Here is a 16,390-nt window from a genome sequence, read left to right as displayed (position 1 = left end):
CCCTAATCCAACTGGAGGTTTAACTGCTCGGCAACGCTGCGTGGCAGCGCGAAACGGCAGGTTTGCAGCGGATCGACCACCTGACAGATTTGCAGATCGCCAGTGATGCTCAGCAGATTGATGGCGTCGGCCAGCGAGACCTGGCTATAGTCCGCCACGAAGTGTGCCATATTGCGGGTTGCCAATTCGGCCGCTTCGTCCAGCGTTTTGGCGGATGCCAAGGTATATAGCGTATCAATGGTGCTCATCATCGGGGTGGGCAGCGCGCGGTTTTTGACTACGCTCAGGTTCACCACCACTTCGCCGGGAATTTCCAGCCCGCATACCGAGACTTCACCATCGCCCATTGCGGCATGCAGATCGCCGAGCGCAAACAGCGCACCGGGAACGTTAACCGGCAGCCACAGCGTGCAGCCTTCGGTGATGATTTTGCAGTCCATGTTGCCGCCGTGGGCATCTGGAGTGCCGCAGGGGATCGGATCTTCGGCTGGGGCGACGCCAATTACGCCGATCATTGGTTTTAACGGCCAACGCACGCCGCCAGGCAGCAGGGCGAAGCCGTCTTCCAGCGGCACGGTGCGGATCTGTGGCTGTTGCAGCTCATCGCCAATGACGCCCAGGCCTGGAGCGGTGACCATGACTGCCTGATGGCTGGTTGGGGTAATACGTTTAATCTCTACCCGTAACACATCGCCGGGGTTCGCATCCTGCACGTAAACCGGCCCGGTAGCCGGGTTGATGCGGCTCCAGTCCAGTTCGGTGAAGGTGGCCTGTTCAGAGGCGATTTGATCTTCGAAGCAGTCACAGGTTTCAAAACAAACGTCGCTGCCGCTGGCAACGGTGGCCACAGGGGCGTTATCGCGCGACATGGCATATACCACGTGCGTACGTGAGATCTTTTCCATGGTGATTCCTATAATGAATAATGAAGCCTGGTTTTTATTATTTATGGCGATAATGATAATTGGGCGCACCTGCGCCAATTCATCAATAAATCACACCCGCAGGGGCGTAAGCAAGCACGCGAAAGCGGTAGCAGAATGGGCATTTTGGTTAGATTGGCAGGATATGCTTCAAACAATTATCGCGGTGGTTTATTACCCACAACTATGGCGGAAGTTTCCGCATAACCGATCGGTAAAGCCGAGTGAATACAGCAGAGTTCTCAGTAGAGAATGGGAATCAAATGAAGGGAAATACTTTCGATAATTAGCATTAATAAAATGAGTAACCGTTTTTATAGCAGTAAACGCTATATATCAGCTAGAGCAAACTTATTACCCTGGAGTGAACTCCAGGGATAAAGGGGAGCCTCAACGATAGCCCTGATACACTTCCGCCACGCGTTTAAAGTATTCCGTCAGGTAATTGATACACACCTGCACCTTGAGCGGCAGCTTGTCCTTCTCGGTGTACAGGGCGTAAACCGGACGGGGTTCTGAATGGTAGCGCTTGAACAGGATCTCAATCTCGCCGCGTTTGATCTCTTCGATGACCCACATCAGTGGCGCATAGGCAATCCCGGCCCCGGCCTTGAGCCAACGGATCATGGTTTGTGAATCGTTGGTCACGAAGCGCCCCTGCGGGGAAATACGCGTACTGATGCCTTCGGGAGCCATCAATTCAAACTCACTGTCGGGCCGTACGCTGTATTCCAACCAGGAAAAATTCACCATATCCGCCGGTTTTTGCGGTGTCCCGTGTTGAGTCAGGTAGCTTTTGGCGGCGCAGACCACCATCGGCATCGAACCCAGGCGTTTGGAAAACAGGCTGGAATCCTGCAGTTCGCCAGTGCGGATCACTACGTCCAGGCCGTCGGCAATCAGATCCGGGGCCGGAATGCCGGTGACCAGATTAACCGTCAAACCAGGATACTCTTGCAGCATATCGGCGGTCATGGTCGCCAGGACGTTTTGCGCCATAGTGGATGAACTGCCGATGCGCAGCGTGCCTATGGGCGTATTGTTCAGCGCATAAAGCTGCTCATGAACCTCGGCGGCTTCCTGCAACATGCGGCGGCAGCCCTGATAGTAGATTTTACCCGCTTCGGTCAGGCCGATACTGCGCGTGCTGCGGTTAAGCAGCTTCACCTGTAGATCATTTTCCAGTTTGGACACTGTCTGGCTGATGGATGAAACGCTCATGTCGAGCTGGCGTGCTGCCGCGGTAAATGACCCACATTCAACGACTTTGGCAAACACGGACATCCGTTTTAGTCTTTCCATTGTTCACTCTGGCTTAAAAGTGATTTAGATCACAGATTATAGATGAGTTGATAGTAAGCAGGCTAATATAACGCGTCGGGTGTAAAGATCTTCTGAACGCTTGAGCGTGGTCAGCTATGTCGCGGTTTACTGCCGTGGCCGCACGATCCCTCCGGTTATCCATACATTCCCTCTCGCGGAAGCCTGCTGTTAGCTTAACCCTTTTTCAGGTTTATGGCCTGGTCAACTACCAGATCATAACGTTTGGCGTCCGTGCGCTAGAATGTAAATGGAATGTGAAATCAGCAGGGAAAACCCCCGGTGTAGTAAACAATTAAGGATAAAGTGATGAGTTTGCTTCCGGTTATGGTCATTTTTGGACTGTCGTTCCCACCGGTATTTTTTGAGCTGTTAGCGTCTTTGGCCTTGTTCTTCGTCATACGCCGCCTGTTGCAGCCGACCGGGATTTACGATTTTGTCTGGCATCCGGCGTTGTTCAATACCGCGCTGTATTGCTGTTTGTTTTATCTGATTTCGTGTCTTTTCGTTTGAGGCTGCTGTGAAAACTCTGTCATTAAAAATACTCCGCATCGCCATCACCTTGCTGCTGGTTCTGTTGGCGGCCATTGCCGTGTTCAAGGCGTGGGCGTTTTACACCGAATCGCCTTGGACGCGTGATGCCAAATTCACCGCCGACGTGGTGGCGATTGCTCCAGATGTCAGCGGTTTGCTGACCGACGTGCCGATCACCGACAACCAGTTGGTGAAACAGGGCCAGATCCTGATGGTGATCGACCAGCCACGTTACCAACAGGCACTGGCCGAAGCCAACGCCGATGTGGCCTATTATCAGACGCTGGCGGCCGAGAAGAAGCGTGAAGCGGGCCGCCGTGTGCGCTTGGGGATCCAGGCGATGTCACAAGAAGAGATCGACCAATCCAATAACGTGCTGCAAACCGTGCAGCATCAGTTGGCCAAGGCGATCGCCGTGCGCGATCTGGCGCAGTTGGATCTGGAACGGACCACGGTGCGTGCGCCAGCAGACGGTTGGGTCACCAACCTGAACGTCCACGCAGGGGAATTTATCACCCGTGGTTCTACGGCGGTGGCGCTGGTGAAGAAAAACAGTTTCTATGTCATCGCCTATCTGGAAGAAACCAAGCTTGAAGGGTTGAGCAAAGGCGATCGTGCCGAGATCACCCCGCTGGGCAGCAACCGCATTATGCACGGCACCGTCGATAGCCTGGCCGCGGCGGTGAATAACAGCAGCAGTACCCCAAACAGCAAGGGGCTGGCGTCGATCGACAGCAATCTGGAGTGGGTGCGTCTGGCACAGCGCGTGCCGGTGAAAATCATCCTCGATGAGAAAGATCAGCAACACTCTTACCCGGCGGGTACCACCGCGACCGTGGTCATAACCGGCAAGAACGATCGTAGCATCGACAGCGGCTCGCCGTTTATCCGGCTGATGCATCGGTTGCGTGAGTTCGGCTAATGAACAGCCCAACCTTTCTGCGGCTGCGGTTTGCCTGCAAGCTCAGCTTTGCGATCGTCTTCGCCCTGTTTGTCGGTTTTCACCTCAATCTGGAAACCCCGCGCTGGTCGGTGCTGACAGCGGCCATTGTGGCTGCCGGCCCGGCCTTTGCCGCCGGGGGGGAACCTTTCTCTGGCGCGATCCGCTATCGTGGCTGGCTGCGTATTATCGGCACCTTTATCGGCTGCTTTGTCGGCTTGCTGATTATCGTTACCTGTGCGCGTGCACCGGTGGTGATGCTGATGCTTTGCTGCGTCTGGCTGGGGGTCTGTACCTGGATCTCCTCGCTGGTGAAGGTCGAAAACTCTTATGCCTGGGGGCTGGCGGGCTACACGGCGCTGATTATCATCGTCACCTCCGCAGCCACTACAAACACCACAACCTCACTGTTGGACGCGCCACAGTTCGCCGTAGAGCGCTGTAGCGAGATCGTGCTCGGTATTCTCAGTGCGGTACTGGCCGACCTGCTGTTTTCCCCGCGTTCGATCAAACAGGATATCGATCGTGCGGTGGATCAACTGCTGGTGGGGCAGTACAAGCTGATGCAAATGTGTATCAGCGATGCCGGCAAGGAAGATATCGACCGCGCCTGGAGCGATCTGGTTAAAAGCACCACCGCCATCAACGGGATGCGCAGCAACCTGATGTTGGAATCATCGCGTTGGCAGCGGGTTAACAGCCGCTTGCATGCGTTACATACGCTTTCGCTGACGTTGATCACCCAGGCCTGTGAAACCTACCTGATTTTGCTCAATCACCCGGATGCGGTGAAGGAAAATATCCGCGAGCTGCTGATGGTTCCAGCGGAAACCGCGCAGGAAGTGCATAAACGCCTGAAGCTGGTGCGCCAGGTGCTGGCAACCAACCGTAGCGATGAACATCTGCAAACGGTCACCGGCTGGGTGGGCGCAGCGACGCGCTATTTGCTGGTGGCAAAAGGCGTGCATACCAACAGCGGCATCAACGCGGTAGAAAACGAGATACTGGCCGGGGAAGTGGTGGTGAAGAGGCCGTCGGCGGAAGGCCACCATGCCATGATCAACGGGCTGCGAGCCTGGGCGGCGACCTCAATAGGCTGCCTGTTCTGGCTGTGGACCGGCTGGACGTCCGGCAGCGGCTGTATGGTGATGATCGCCGTCGTGACCGCATTGGCGATGCGTACGCCAAATCCAAAAATGATGGCGCTCGACTTCCTGCTGGGCGTGCTGGTGGCGTTGCCGCTCGGTGCGCTGTTTTATATGTTTATTCTGCCGGAAACCCAGCAAAGCATGTTCTTGTTGTGTCTGAGCCTGGGCATCATGTCCTTTGTCATAGGGATCGAAGTGCAGAAACGCCGTTTGGGATCGCTAGGCACCCTGGCGAGTACTATTAACATCATCGTGTTAAGCAATCCGATGAGTTTCCATGTCTCCTCGTTTATCGACAGCGCCATCGGCCAGATTATCGGCTGCTTTGTGGCGATGATCGTGCTGTTCCTGATCCGTGATACCTCACGTGAGCGCACCGGCCGCACGTTGATGAATCAGTTGGTCAGCAGCGCCGTTTCGGCGTTGACCACCAAGGCGGCGCGCCGTAAGGAAAACCATCTGCCTGCGCTCTATCAGCGCCTGAACCAGCTGCTGATGATGTTCCCGAACGACATTGCCAAATACCGGCTGGCGCTCAACCTGATTATTGCCCACCAGCGGATGCAGATGACCGAGATCCCGGAGCGGGAAGAGCTTTCGGTGTTCCACAAGCAGATCCGCAGCACCGCCGACCACGTGGTCACCGCCAAGAACGATGTGAAGCGGGCTTACTACTACGATCGGTTACTCAAAGAGATGAATGAATATCAACAAAAGCTGGTGGATAACCTCGCTCCGCTTAGCGTCACCGGGCCGGTAAAACGCCTGGCCGATATGCTGCATCGCTACCGTCACGCGCTGATTGATTGATATTTTCACTTTCCCGTCAAAGGCTATACTGCATGGTTTACGTCCCCCGACTACGGGGGCTAAAATGCATGCAGGAAGGCCTCACAAACCATAATAATTCCGTATCAATTGCGGTTTTTGCTCGAGCGTCAGGCCTTTTGGATGCGAAATGGTTACATCTTGGTCATCTTTGATTCATTAATTTTTGCTATATATGCAGGGACAGTATGAATAAACGTACGCTTATTGCGATGCTGATTGCTTTGCTGGTGGCGGGGTTTAGTGCGCTGCAGGGGGATGGCGATCGGGCTCTGACCAATGATTCGACCCCGGCGGCAGAGAGCATTGAACAACTGACGCAGCAGCAGCGAGTGGTCAGCTATGTGCAACAGCACCAGCGTCTGCCTGATTACTACATCACCAAAAAGCAGGCTCGTGAGCAGGGTTGGGATGCGCGTGACGGTAATCTGTGCAAGGTATTGCCGGGCAAGGCCATTGGCGGCGACCGTTTTTCCAACCGTGAAGGGCAATTACCGACCGCCAACAACCGGGTATGGCGCGAAGCGGATATCAACTACCAATGCGGCCGACGCGGTGCCGATCGGCTGTTGTATTCCAGTGACGGTCTGATTTATGTCACGCGCGACCATTATAAGAACTTCATGCGGATGGAGTGAGCCGATGGGGAAAATAGAGTTCGATTTTAACCAGATAGCGGACTTGCCAGCGTTCTATCGCCACTTTGCCGAGCGGTTTGCACTGGGTGAAGGATTTGGCGCCAACCTGGACGCGCTGTGGGACGTGGTGACCGGCGACATCAGCCTGCCGGTCGAGATTGAATTTCTCAATCTCAACGCCCGCAGCAAACGCCGCTTTGGTGCCATTATTCTGTTGTTTGAAGAAGCGGAGGAGGAGCTGGAGGGCAACCTGCGGTTCAATATCCGTGAAACGAGCAGCGCAGCGACGCATCAGCGGGGATGAACGGGGTCCATCCCGCAGCGATGCCGCTGACGATCACTGTTGTGCCTCTGCCAGCTCTCGCAAGTACTGGAAGATTTGGCGGAATGATTTTGGCGGCTTGTTAGCGGCCTGCTCTTTCTGCGCATTACGTATCAGGGCACGCAACTGTTGGCGATCGGCTTGTGGATACAGATCCAGCACGGACGGGATCGCGTCATCACCTTCAGCTACCAGACGATCGCGCAGCGCTTCCAGCTTGTGGAACAGCGAAACCTGTTGGTTATGGCGGTTCTTCAACTTGTCGAGCGCGGTCTGGATCGGTTCGACATCGCGAGCACGCAGCATTTTACCGATCAGTTGGATCTGGCGGCGGCGGCCTTCTTTCTTGATCTTTTGCGCCAGTTCGATGGCGGCACGCAGATCTTCATCCAGCGGGATGCGTTCCAAGGCGTTTTTACCCAGTTCAACCAGTTCGGTTCCCAGGTCTTTCAGCGCTTCGGCATCACGTTTAATTTCACTTTTACTGACCCAGATAATCTCGTCATCGTCCTCGTTTTCGTTCTCCGGGACTTCGTCGAGCCAGTCTTCAGGCTGTTTGTTCATGGTAGGCTCCGTTAAAAAGAGGCTAATCCTAACAGGTTGCCGGCTTTATGCGAAATTCCACGCGGTTCCTGTTAGACTCAAAAGTACATCGGGCTGTGGCCAGCGGGCGCAGCCTGAAATTATTTTGGCGCGTTATTGCGCGCAAAACCATGCCGACACGGCACTTTTCTCAACGATTTTCTGATTAACTATGGCCGATTGATGAAAGTAGTCACCCAAGTTGCAGAGCAGCGCAAAGCGCTGGAAAACGCCGTTTCACAGGCGCTGGAGCTGGCACGCGCCGGTTCCGATGCGGCAGAAGTTGCCGTGAGCAAAACCACCGGTATCAGCGTCAGCACCCGCTTCGGTGAGGTGGAGAACGTCGAATTCAACAGCGACGGCGCGTTAGGTATTACCGTCTATTATCAAAACCGCAAAGGCAGTGCCTCTTCCACCGATCTTAATCCAGATGCCATTGCCCGTACCGTTCAGGCGGCGCTGGATATTGCTCGTTACACTTCACCAGATCCCCATGCTGGCCCGGCGGAAAAAGATCTGCTGGCGTTTGACGCGCCGGATCTGGACCTGTTCCACCCCACCGAGCTGGATGCCGAACGTGGTATCGAGCTGGCAGCCCGTGCCGAACAGGCTTCGCTGGCGGCCGACAAGCGGATTACCAATACCGAAGGCGGCAGCTTCAACAGCCATTACGGTATCAAGGTCTTCGGCAACAGCCACGGCATGCTGCAAAGCTATTGCTCCAGTCGTCACTCGCTCTCCAGCTGTGTGATCGCCGAACATGATGGCGATATGGAGCGGGATTATGCCTACACCATTGGTCGGGCTATGGGCGATATGGCCAGCCCTGAGTGGGTTGGCCAGGAATGCGCCCGCCGCACGCTGGCGCGTCTTTCCCCACGCAAGCTGTCAACCATGAAAGCGCCGGTGCTGTTCGCCTCAGAAGTGGCTACCGGTCTGTTTGGCCACCTGGTTGGGGCTATCAGCGGCAGCAGCGTTTATCGCAAATCCACCTTCCTGCTGGATTCGTTGGGTAAACAGATCCTGCCGGAGTGGATGACCATTGAAGAACATCCGCACTTGTTGAAAGGGCTGGCCTCTACGCCGTTCGACAGTGAAGGCGTACGCACCCAGCGCCGCGACATCGTCAAAGACGGCGTGCTGGAAACCTGGCTGCTGACTAGCTACGCCGCGCGTAAATTGGGGCTGCATAGCACCGGTCATGCGGGCGGGATCCATAACTGGCGCATTGCCGGTCAGGGCGATGACTTTGCGGGCATGCTCAAACAGTTGGGCACCGGTCTGGTGGTCACTGAGCTGATGGGGCAGGGCGTCAGCGGGATTACCGGCGATTACTCACGCGGAGCTTCTGGCTTCTGGGTAGAAAATGGTGAGATCCAGTATCCGGTCAGCGAGATCACCATTGCCGGCAATCTGAAAGATATGCTGCGCAATATCGTCAGCATCGGCAGCGATATCGAACTGCGCAGCAATATCCAGTGCGGTTCCGTGCTGCTGCCGGAAATGAAGATCGCAGGGCAGTAACACGTAAAGCTAATCCATTAGTTAGGGGGAGGGGGCGTTTCAGCTCCTCCCCACTCCTCCGCTTCAACCTTCCTTACAAATATCAGCTATCGGTTTTACCGTTCCATGCCTATGTTTATAACGGGTTAACTAAAACAATAACGGGAAGGTGAGCATGAAGAAGACATTGAAAGTGTTGGCAGCACTGACGCTGCTGGGAGCCAGTTCATGGGTGATGGCAGCCGAACTGGCTGATGACATGGATACCCTGGCCGCCAATTACAAAATTGTATTGAAAACCGACTCCACCGATACCTTCAAGCAGAGCCTGCAGAATATGCGTGCTGCGGCTACGGATGCCCAGAAAGGCACACCGCCGAAGTTGGAAAACAAAGCGCCAGACAGCCCGGAGATGAAGGAGTTTCGTCAAGGGCTGGCGACGCTGATCGGGCAGATCGATCAGTCAATGGCGCTGGCGAATCAGGGCAAACTGGAGGACGCGCGTAAAGTGGCGGAGGGCTTCAAGCAAACCCGCGATGCCAATCACAAGAAATTCCGTTAAGCGTACTGCGGCAATCAACGTAGCGTTGACAAAAAGGGCGGCTGAATGGCCGCCCGGAAACCTGACTTAGCGGTGATACTCGCCCGCAGCCTCAGGTTGATACAGCAATTCCAACACTTCAATGCGGGCTTCTTCGCCGTTTGGCAATTGCCAATTGATCTGTTTACCCACGTGCATTCCCAGCAGTGCTGCACCCAGTGGTGCCATCACCGACAGCTGTTCAGCGCTGTCTTTGAGAGAGGCGGGGTAAACCAGCGTGCGCACATGTTCTTCTGAAGTATGCAGATCGCGAAAACGTACGCGGCTGTTCATGGTGACGACGTGTGCAGGGATCTGCGATGCCGGCACAATGTCAGCGCGATCCAGTTCAGCGTTCAGCGCGGCGGCGACGTCAGTATTGGCAAAGGCTGGCTGTGCCAGTAGCGCATCCAGGCGTTCCGCATCCAGCTCATTAATGGTAATGGTTGGTTTGGTCATTCCACTCTCCAGTCCAATCAAAGGGCGCCCTTTCTGCGCCATAAATTCGGAAAACAACACAAAAGCAACACCCCCGCACCTTTGGGCGCGGGGGTGTGAAAAATGTCGGTTTGTCCTACTGATAGTAGGCTGTTAGGGCCGGAAAAGAAAGAGATCTCGATCACGAAGTTTTTTGCGCCGCGCTGCCAACTGGCAACTCTGCGTTGCAAACTCTTTTTGCAATCTCATTTACTTAGCGTAAAAACCCCCGATTTTGCGAAATGGATCCCTTGGCGTCACTTAATTTCCAGTTCGAACTGGAAAAAAACGCGCTACACAAGCAATGCCCCAAGGGTTAGGGTAAAGACATCAAAGAAAGCGGGTAAAGGTAAAGCGCTTTACCGTTAACGGATAAATAGCTGGATCCAGAGGTGACTGCAAAGTGAATGACGGAACTGCTTCGGTAAGTAACAGGGAACAGACTGACATCAGTGAGGCCGCAGCGATTACCACTCAATTGTTGGCCGATATTACCGCCATGTTGGGTGAAGAGAATATTTACACCAATGCGGTGCAACAACAAATGTTGGAATCCCATATCCGCGCGATGGTGTTGCGCTCAATAACAGGTGAGCCCTTGCCGGAAGTTGATAAATCACTGTTTGATGAAATTTCTGCCGGATCGATGCAACTGGCAGAGCGAGTGGTAAATAAGTTTGCCACGTTACCGATTGAAGAGGCGTATCTGCTTTCGGTTCATTTTGAAGTGGCTAAAGATAACGACCAATAACGTTTAATTGATTAAAATTATTCAGGAGAAAAACCCCATGGGACAAATTACCGTAGTGATCGGCGATCGGCTGGGTAAAGGCCAGAAAGTGGGCCAAGGCGTTGAAAATGCAGGTGCCAAGGTGATTGTGATCCCTGGCATGGCTGCGGATATGAAGCTGGGTGACGTGATGAAAGCAGAGAATGCGCAACTGGGCATTTCCTTCTGCGGCAGCGGTGGCGCTGGAGCGATCACCGCACAAACCAAATATGGTTATAAATCCAGATATGGTATGCGTTCTATCGAAGAAGGCGTGACGGCAATTAACGAAGGCTGCAATGTATTAGGCTTTGGCTTTATGGATAAAGAAGAATTAGGCCAGCGGCTAGTGGAAGCTTATGTCAAAAAATACGGCAATCCGTAATGAAAGAAACTTATACTACCTCGGTTAACGTGGAGGGCAAAGGCGATAGTAAAGCTAAAGCCTTTGCCGGTGCATTAGCCAATGTACAGGGCGTGATTTTAAAATCCACCAATAATGTTCTGCTGCGTATCGAACCGCAGGATGTCAAAATAGTAAAGGCGGAAGAGAGAACCACCAAAGAAAAATTTCTTTTCTTCTTCCTGGCGCGTGAAAGAAAAAGCTATGCCGTTTCATTAGAAATAACCGTGAACGTGACGATCATCAATACCGAAAAGGTGGTCTTCACCCAGAAATAAAAACGTTATATCCGTCGTGTTTCAAGCTGTAGCCGCTATGGCTGCGTCTTGGGATCCACTGGGCATGACATAAGAAGGATATTCTGATGTTTTTAATCATCTTATTTAAGTCGATTATTATCGGCGGGCTGGTTGGCGTCGGTGTAGGGGCCGGTGCTGCACGTATGTTCCACGCACCGACGACGCAGGGTATGGGAGCGTTCCGTACCTTGGGTGAGCTGAACTCCTGCGAAGGCGATCCGGCTTCTCATTTCTCATTTGGTCTGGGCTTCTTCTTCAACGCCTGGGCGTCTTCAGTGGCGGCGGGTGCCTTCACGCAGGACGTTGACCATCGCATCATTCCTAACTGGGGCGCTGCAGCCCTGATGATCAAAAACCGCAACGTCGCGGAAACCATGCACGATCCAAAAAAGATGGCCATCGCTTGCGGCATTATCGGCATTTTGGTCGTGGCCTTCCTTAACACCACCGCTTCGGCAGTGCCAGCAGCCTTGCAGGTCACGGCCATCAAAGTGTTGGTTCCAGCGGCCAACCTGCTGGTGAACACCGTCATGCCGGTGATCTTCTGGCTGGCGGCGATCGAAGCGGGCAAACGTTCTGGCTTCTGGGGCACCATCTTCGGTGGTCTGGCACAGCTGATCATGGGTAACGCCGTACCGGGTCTGGTGCTGGGTATCCTGATTGGCAAGGGCGTTGAAGAAAGCGGCTGGAATAAAGTCACCAAGATCATGATGGTGGCGATTGTGCTGCTGTTCGTGCTGAGCGGCTTCTTCCGCGGCTTTGATATGAAAGTTCTCGAATCCTTCAGCCTGGGCGTGCCTGGCTGGCTGGATGCCATTCATAACACCCTGAGCGGAAAATAAGGAGCTGAATGATGGAAGCACAAGCAGACAAAGGCTTCTGGTATGCCGACTGGTCGTTCCCGATTTTTGTTGGCCTGCTCTCGTCCGGCGTGTTTGCCGGGACACACATGTATTACCTGTATGGCATAGGCGCGTTTAACGAAGTGGCCTTCGTTTCCATGCTGCGTGCCGGGATGGACACCGGAGTTTACGGTGCGGTGGCGGCGTTCGGTGCCAGCTTCCTGTTTGCCCGCATTATCGAAGGTTCCCTGGTAGGGATCCTGGATATCGGCGGGGCGATCCAGACCGGGGTTGGCCTGGGTGTTCCTGCACTGTTACTGGGCGCGGGGATTGTTTTCCCGGTAGCCAACTTTGCCGCCTCGCTGGTTACTGGCCTGGTCATTGGCCTGGCGATTGGTTACCTGATTATCCTGGCGCGTAAATTTACCATCAGCCAGAGCGACTCCACCTACGGGGCGGACGTGATGATGGGGGCAGGTAACTCTTCCGGGCGTTTCCTTGGGCCGTTGATCATCCTGTCTGCCATGGCCGCTTCGATCCCGATCGGCCTGGGTTCCCTGCTGGGTGCGCTGCTGTTCTACATCTGGGGCAAGCCGATCACCGGCGGCGCGATCCTGGGGGCCATGATCTTGGGGGCATTCTTCCCGGTAGCCATTTCTTAATCAAGTCCCAAGCCCTGGGTCAACCGCCCAGGGTTTGGCAAGGAGTAGCGAAGTATGTATGACCTAATCATCCGGCGCGCCAGGCTGGTGGACGACACCCTGGCCGATGTGGCTATTGAGGCGGGCAAGATTGCCGTCGTCGGGCAGTTGGCGGCTGATGCCCGTGCCCACAAACAACTGGATCTGGCGGGGAACTACCGCCTGAGCGCTGGCTGGATCGACTCTCACGTACACTGTTATCCCTCTTCACCGATTTATCATGACGACCCGGACCTGGTGGGCGTGAGCAGCGGCGTCACCTCGGTGGTGGATGCTGGCAGCACCGGCACTGACGATATCGATGAATTCTATGCCCTGACGCGCAGCGCCAAAACCAACGTCTTTGCCTTCCTCAATATCTCGCGTATCGGTCTGCTAAGGCAGAATGAACTGGCTGATATGGCGGATATCAATAAGCAGCAGGTCAAACAGGCCATCGACGGCAAGCCGGGGTTTGTCATTGGTATCAAGGCGCGCATGAGCAGCAGCGTCGTGGGCCAGAACGGCACCAAACCGTTGGTGTTGGCCAAAGAGATCCAGCAGGAAAACCAGCAACTGCCGCTGATGGTACACATCGGCAATAACCCGCCGGATCTGGACGAGATCGCCGATCTGCTGACCCAGGGCGACATCATCACTCACTGCTACAACGGTAAACCGAACCGCATTCTGACCCCGGCAGGTAAGCTGCGCGAGTCGATCCAACGTGCGTTAAAACGTGGCGTGCTGCTTGATGTGGGCCACGGTTCGGCCAGCTTCAGCTTTGAGGTTGCCCGTCAGGCCATCGCGCTGGGGATCTTCCCACACACCATCAGTTCCGATATCTACTGTCGCAACCGTCTGGCTGGCCCAGTGCACAGCCTGGCGACGGTGATGTCCAAATTCTTTACCGTTGGGCTTTCTCTGGCGCAGGTCATTGGCTGCGTAACGGAAAATGCCGCTGCGGCATTGCGCCTGACCACCAAGGGGCAGCTGAAACCCGGCTTTGATGCCGACCTGACCATTTTTGATCTCCGCCAGGGGCCGCAGGTGTTTGCCGACGCCGAAGGGGAGTCCGTGAATGGCGAACAACTGTTGGTGCCGCTGGCCGCCGTGGTGGCCGGGGAAATCCTATTAACCGAACAAGGGAAAGCCGCTCATGTCTTCAGTCTATGAAAAATATAACTTAAAGCAGGTGATCAATACTTCCGGCCGCATGACCATTCTCGGCGTTTCTACGCCACGCCAGGAGGTGATTGACGCCGTGGATTACGGCCTGAATCATTACTTTGAAATCAAGGATCTGGTCAACAAGACCGGCGCCTATATTGCTGGCCTGCTGAATGTGGAAGACGCGGTGATTGTTTCCTGCGCTTCTGCCGGTATTGCCCAGTCGGTGGCGGCGGTGATCGTCAAGGACAACGCCAACCTGTTGGTCAACCTGCATTCCGCTACGGTGAACGAGCCGCGTGAGATCGTGTTGCCGCGTGGCCATAACGTCAACTTTGGTGCGCCGGTGGATACCATGGTCGCCCTTGGCGGCGGTAAGGTGGTGGAAGCAGGTTATGCCAACGAATGTTCCCCTGAACAGATTGAAGCCTGCATCACCCCGCAGACCGCGGCCATCCTGTACGTCAAGTCTCACCACTGCGTGCAGAAAAGCATTCTCTCCGTCGAACAGGCTGCCGTGGTGGCACGTAAGCATAACCTGCCGCTGATCGTCGATGCTGCTGCCGAAGAAGATCTGATGTGTTACTACCAGATGGGGGCCGATCTGGTGATATACAGCGGTGCCAAGGCCATCGAAGGGCCAACCAGCGGGCTGGTGATTGGCAAGAAGCAATACGTAGAGTGGGTGAAGCAGCAGTCAGGCGGTATTGGCCGGGCGATGAAGGTGGGTAAAGAGGGCATCCTCGGCCTGACGCAGGCGATTGAAAGCTACCTGACGTCGGAGAAAACCACCGGAGCGCAAATGGTAGAGCGCATGACGCCGTTTATCAGCCAACTGAATACCCTGACTGGCATCAGTGCCAAAACCGTCTGGGACAGCGCAGGGCGCGATATTGCCCGCGTTGAAATCACCTTTGATGAAGCGGTGTTGGGGATGTCGACTGTGGAAATCGTCCAGCGGCTGAAAACCGGTGATATCGCCATCTATTTCCGTGGCTACAAGGCCAACGAAGGCAAGATTGAGGTGGATGTCCGCAGCGTGAACGAGCAGCAGCTGATGACCGTCTTTACCTGTATTAAAAATCTGTTTACGGAGAACCAGGCATGAAGCTGAAGCCTAATTATTATAAAGACCGCGTTTGCCTCAACGTACTGGCTGGCTCAAAAGCCAACGCGCAGGACATCTATAATGCGGCGCAGGGGCACGTGCTGGTGGGCGTTCTTTCCAAAAACTATCCAGACGTTGAGAGTGCCGTGGCGGATATGTCGCGTTATGCACGCCTGATCGAGAACGCGCTTTCCGTGGGCCTGGGAGCTGGCGATCCCAAGCAGTCGAATATGGTCAGCCTGATCTCCGAGCATGTCCAACCCCAGCATGTGAACCAGGTATTCACCGGCGTCGGTGCCAGCCGTGCATTGCTGAAGCAAAACCAAACCGTGGTGAACGGCCTGGTCTCCCCAACCGGTCGCGTGGGCTGGGTGAAGATTTCCACCGGGCCACTGAGTGCTCAGGCAGCGGATGGCATAGTGCCGGTAGAGACCGCGATTGCGTTGTTGAAAGACATGGGCGGCAGCTCGATTAAGTATTTCCCGATGGGCGGCCTGAAGCATCAGGACGAATATGAGTACGTGGCGAAAGCCTGTGCCGAGCATGACTTTATGCTGGAGCCGACCGGGGGTATCGATCTGGAAAACTTCGAACCGATCCTGGAGATTGCGTTGAAAGCCGGTGTGAAGCAGGTGATCCCGCATATCTACAGCTCCATTATTGATTCCACCAGTGGCGATACTCGCCCGCAAGATGTCAAAACGCTGCTGGAGATCACCAAGCGGCTGGTGGGGTAAATCCGCGGCCCCTCACCCCAACCCTCTCCCACAGGGAGAGGGAGCTGTCCGGAGCTGTTATCAGGTGCAGGAGTGAGTCTGTAGCTTGTTTAACTCTCTTGAGGGGGGGACGGTGTTGTAGTTAGGTGTGGCGGTTGGATACTGAGGTTAAGTTGTGGCACGTTCGGTCCCCTTTGGGAGAGGGAGCTGTCTGGAGCTGTTATCAGGTGCAGGAGTGAGTCTGTAGCTTGTTTAACTACCTTGAGGGGGGGGACGGTGTTGTAGTTAGGTGTGGCGGTTGGATACTGAGGTTAAGTTGTGGCACGTTCTGTCCCCTCATCTTTCGGGAGAGGGAGCTGGTACGGAGTTGTGGTCAGGTGTGGTGTAAAGCAGTGGCATGTTCGATTTGATGTGGCGGTTGGATACTGGAGTTAAGTTGTGGCACGTACGGTCCCCTTGTATGTTTAAGGTACTTTAATTACCCGCCCAAAGGCGGGTAGACTTTAACCGAGTTGTACCTGACGCTACAGCCCGATTCCCCTCTGGGACAACAAGCCCGTGGGAGAGCTTATGGCGTGGCGTCAGTTTTCCTGTTAACCCGAACAGCT

20 protein-coding genes are annotated in these 16,390 nt (G+C 54.8%); 16 read left to right on the top strand and 4 right to left on the bottom strand.

What is annotated here, in order from left to right; all coding sequences use genetic code 11:
- Window positions 1-2 precede the first annotated feature (2 nt).
- Window positions 3-905, bottom strand: a complete 903-nt coding sequence (locus tag KGP26_RS25275; RefSeq protein ID WP_223664724.1) for an acetamidase/formamidase family protein — start codon at window positions 903-905, stop codon at window positions 3-5.
- A 13-nt stretch (window positions 906-918) separates the two neighbouring features.
- Between KGP26_RS25275 and KGP26_RS25270 the strand changes: the two genes are divergently transcribed.
- Entirely contained in the window at window positions 919-1,209 is a 291-nt protein-coding gene (locus KGP26_RS25270; protein WP_152525735.1) for a hypothetical protein, read from the top strand.
- A 104-nt stretch (window positions 1,210-1,313) separates the two neighbouring features.
- On the opposite strand, the gene aaeR is transcribed toward KGP26_RS25270, so the two are convergent.
- Window positions 1,314-2,225: an HTH-type transcriptional activator AaeR gene (gene aaeR / locus KGP26_RS25265; RefSeq protein WP_024483740.1), complete on the bottom strand. Its 912-nt coding sequence runs from the start codon at window positions 2,223-2,225 to the stop codon at window positions 1,314-1,316.
- A 327-nt stretch (window positions 2,226-2,552) separates the two neighbouring features.
- Here aaeR and aaeX point away from each other — a divergent pair, with 327 nt between their 5' ends.
- The 5 genes from aaeX to KGP26_RS25240 all read left to right on the top strand — a co-directional run bounded on the left by aaeX (window position 2,553) and on the right by KGP26_RS25240 (window position 6,635).
- Complete coding sequence (aaeX, locus tag KGP26_RS25260; RefSeq protein WP_021180732.1) at window positions 2,553-2,756, top strand: p-hydroxybenzoic acid efflux pump operon protein AaeX; 204 nt, start codon at window positions 2,553-2,555, stop codon at window positions 2,754-2,756.
- Window positions 2,757-2,763: 7 nt separating this feature from the next.
- Complete coding sequence (gene aaeA / locus KGP26_RS25255) at window positions 2,764-3,699, top strand: p-hydroxybenzoic acid efflux pump subunit AaeA (RefSeq protein ID WP_021806979.1); 936 nt, start codon at window positions 2,764-2,766, stop codon at window positions 3,697-3,699.
- Window positions 3,699-5,675 carry a p-hydroxybenzoic acid efflux pump subunit AaeB gene (gene aaeB / locus KGP26_RS25250; protein WP_021806978.1) on the top strand — a complete coding sequence of 659 codons (1,977 nt, stop codon included), beginning with the start codon at window positions 3,699-3,701 and terminating at the stop codon, window positions 5,673-5,675. Before aaeA ends, aaeB begins: the two co-directional genes overlap by 1 nt.
- A gap of 206 nt (window positions 5,676-5,881) precedes the next feature.
- The gene (locus KGP26_RS25245) at window positions 5,882-6,331 is read left to right on the top strand and encodes a ribonuclease (protein ID WP_021806977.1); all 450 of its coding nucleotides are present in this window, start codon (window positions 5,882-5,884) and stop codon (window positions 6,329-6,331) included.
- Window positions 6,332-6,335: 4 nt separating this feature from the next.
- Entirely contained in the window at window positions 6,336-6,635 is a 300-nt protein-coding gene (locus KGP26_RS25240) for a barstar family protein (protein ID WP_021806976.1), read from the top strand.
- Window positions 6,636-6,668: 33 nt separating this feature from the next.
- Here KGP26_RS25240 and yjgA read toward each other — a convergent pair whose 3' ends face one another.
- The gene (gene yjgA, locus KGP26_RS25235; protein ID WP_021180727.1) at window positions 6,669-7,217 is read right to left on the bottom strand and encodes a ribosome biogenesis factor YjgA; all 549 of its coding nucleotides are present in this window, start codon (window positions 7,215-7,217) and stop codon (window positions 6,669-6,671) included.
- Window positions 7,218-7,418: 201 nt separating this feature from the next.
- Between yjgA and pmbA the strand changes: the two genes are divergently transcribed.
- Together pmbA and cybC are read left to right on the top strand one after the other, a co-directional pair.
- On the top strand, window positions 7,419-8,759 hold the full coding sequence (pmbA, locus tag KGP26_RS25230) for a metalloprotease PmbA (RefSeq protein ID WP_021806975.1): 1,341 nt from the start codon (window positions 7,419-7,421) through the stop codon (window positions 8,757-8,759).
- A gap of 154 nt (window positions 8,760-8,913) precedes the next feature.
- The gene (gene cybC, locus KGP26_RS25225; RefSeq protein WP_021806974.1) at window positions 8,914-9,300 is read left to right on the top strand and encodes a cytochrome b562; all 387 of its coding nucleotides are present in this window, start codon (window positions 8,914-8,916) and stop codon (window positions 9,298-9,300) included.
- Between the two features lie 66 nt (window positions 9,301-9,366).
- On the opposite strand, the gene rnk is transcribed toward cybC, so the two are convergent.
- Entirely contained in the window at window positions 9,367-9,777 is a 411-nt protein-coding gene (rnk, locus tag KGP26_RS25220) for a nucleoside diphosphate kinase regulator (protein WP_021180723.1), read from the bottom strand.
- A gap of 466 nt (window positions 9,778-10,243) precedes the next feature.
- Here rnk and KGP26_RS25215 point away from each other — a divergent pair, with 466 nt between their 5' ends.
- The 8 genes from KGP26_RS25215 (at window position 10,244) to KGP26_RS25180 (ending at window position 15,803) form a co-directional block, all read left to right on the top strand.
- Window positions 10,244-10,546 carry a glycine dehydrogenase gene (locus tag KGP26_RS25215; protein ID WP_370572534.1) on the top strand — a complete coding sequence of 101 codons (303 nt, stop codon included), beginning with the start codon at window positions 10,244-10,246 and terminating at the stop codon, window positions 10,544-10,546.
- A 37-nt stretch (window positions 10,547-10,583) separates the two neighbouring features.
- Window positions 10,584-10,949 carry a glycine-rich SFCGS family protein gene (locus KGP26_RS25210; RefSeq protein WP_021180720.1) on the top strand — a complete coding sequence of 122 codons (366 nt, stop codon included), beginning with the start codon at window positions 10,584-10,586 and terminating at the stop codon, window positions 10,947-10,949.
- Window positions 10,949-11,245 (top strand): DUF4312 family protein, encoded by a 297-nt coding sequence (locus tag KGP26_RS25205; RefSeq protein ID WP_021180719.1) that lies wholly within the window; start codon window positions 10,949-10,951, stop codon window positions 11,243-11,245. The genes KGP26_RS25210 and KGP26_RS25205 overlap by 1 nt, the downstream gene beginning before the upstream one ends.
- 86 nt (window positions 11,246-11,331) lie before the next feature.
- Window positions 11,332-12,108 carry a DUF4311 domain-containing protein gene (locus tag KGP26_RS25200; RefSeq protein WP_021180718.1) on the top strand — a complete coding sequence of 259 codons (777 nt, stop codon included), beginning with the start codon at window positions 11,332-11,334 and terminating at the stop codon, window positions 12,106-12,108.
- Window positions 12,109-12,119: 11 nt separating this feature from the next.
- Window positions 12,120-12,770, top strand: a complete 651-nt coding sequence (locus tag KGP26_RS25195) for a DUF4310 family protein (RefSeq protein ID WP_037376237.1) — start codon at window positions 12,120-12,122, stop codon at window positions 12,768-12,770.
- Window positions 12,771-12,824: 54 nt separating this feature from the next.
- Window positions 12,825-13,964, top strand: coding sequence for an amidohydrolase/deacetylase family metallohydrolase (locus KGP26_RS25190; protein WP_223664723.1), 1,140 nt, complete (start codon window positions 12,825-12,827; stop codon window positions 13,962-13,964).
- The gene (locus KGP26_RS25185; RefSeq protein ID WP_223664722.1) at window positions 13,948-15,066 is read left to right on the top strand and encodes a DgaE family pyridoxal phosphate-dependent ammonia lyase; all 1,119 of its coding nucleotides are present in this window, start codon (window positions 13,948-13,950) and stop codon (window positions 15,064-15,066) included. Before KGP26_RS25190 ends, KGP26_RS25185 begins: the two co-directional genes overlap by 17 nt.
- Entirely contained in the window at window positions 15,063-15,803 is a 741-nt protein-coding gene (locus tag KGP26_RS25180; RefSeq protein ID WP_071681494.1) for a KDGP aldolase family protein, read from the top strand. The genes KGP26_RS25185 and KGP26_RS25180 overlap by 4 nt, the downstream gene beginning before the upstream one ends.
- The last annotated feature ends 587 nt before the right edge of the window (window positions 15,804-16,390 follow it).

Source organism: Serratia sp. JSRIV002 (genome assembly GCF_019968725.1).
GTDB lineage: Bacteria > Pseudomonadota > Gammaproteobacteria > Enterobacterales > Enterobacteriaceae > Chania > Chania fonticola_B.
Note: the sequence above shows the minus strand (reverse complement) of the source record. Positions and strands in the feature narration are given on the sequence as shown.

Bases quoted from the DNA above. Each gene is read 5' to 3' on its own strand.
- KGP26_RS25275 (WP_223664724.1), bottom strand. From the start codon at position 905: ATGGAAAAGATCTCACGTACGCACGTGGTATATGCCATGTCGCGCGAT.
- KGP26_RS25270 (WP_152525735.1), top strand. From the start codon at position 919: ATGAATAATGAAGCCTGGTTTTTATTATTTATGGCGATAATGATAATT.
- aaeR (WP_024483740.1), bottom strand. From the start codon at position 2,225: ATGGAAAGACTAAAACGGATGTCCGTGTTTGCCAAAGTCGTTGAATGT.
- aaeX (WP_021180732.1), top strand. From the start codon at position 2,553: ATGAGTTTGCTTCCGGTTATGGTCATTTTTGGACTGTCGTTCCCACCG.
- aaeB (WP_021806978.1), top strand. From the start codon at position 3,699: ATGAACAGCCCAACCTTTCTGCGGCTGCGGTTTGCCTGCAAGCTCAGC.
- KGP26_RS25245 (WP_021806977.1), top strand. From the start codon at position 5,882: ATGAATAAACGTACGCTTATTGCGATGCTGATTGCTTTGCTGGTGGCG.
- KGP26_RS25240 (WP_021806976.1), top strand. From the start codon at position 6,336: ATGGGGAAAATAGAGTTCGATTTTAACCAGATAGCGGACTTGCCAGCG.
- yjgA (WP_021180727.1), bottom strand. From the start codon at position 7,217: ATGAACAAACAGCCTGAAGACTGGCTCGACGAAGTCCCGGAGAACGAA.
- pmbA (WP_021806975.1), top strand. From the start codon at position 7,419: ATGAAAGTAGTCACCCAAGTTGCAGAGCAGCGCAAAGCGCTGGAAAAC.
- cybC (WP_021806974.1), top strand. From the start codon at position 8,914: ATGAAGAAGACATTGAAAGTGTTGGCAGCACTGACGCTGCTGGGAGCC.
- rnk (WP_021180723.1), bottom strand. From the start codon at position 9,777: ATGACCAAACCAACCATTACCATTAATGAGCTGGATGCGGAACGCCTG.
- KGP26_RS25210 (WP_021180720.1), top strand. From the start codon at position 10,584: ATGGGACAAATTACCGTAGTGATCGGCGATCGGCTGGGTAAAGGCCAG.
- KGP26_RS25205 (WP_021180719.1), top strand. From the start codon at position 10,949: ATGAAAGAAACTTATACTACCTCGGTTAACGTGGAGGGCAAAGGCGAT.
- KGP26_RS25200 (WP_021180718.1), top strand. From the start codon at position 11,332: ATGTTTTTAATCATCTTATTTAAGTCGATTATTATCGGCGGGCTGGTT.
- KGP26_RS25195 (WP_037376237.1), top strand. From the start codon at position 12,120: ATGGAAGCACAAGCAGACAAAGGCTTCTGGTATGCCGACTGGTCGTTC.
- KGP26_RS25190 (WP_223664723.1), top strand. From the start codon at position 12,825: ATGTATGACCTAATCATCCGGCGCGCCAGGCTGGTGGACGACACCCTG.
- KGP26_RS25185 (WP_223664722.1), top strand. From the start codon at position 13,948: ATGTCTTCAGTCTATGAAAAATATAACTTAAAGCAGGTGATCAATACT.
- KGP26_RS25180 (WP_071681494.1), top strand. From the start codon at position 15,063: ATGAAGCTGAAGCCTAATTATTATAAAGACCGCGTTTGCCTCAACGTA.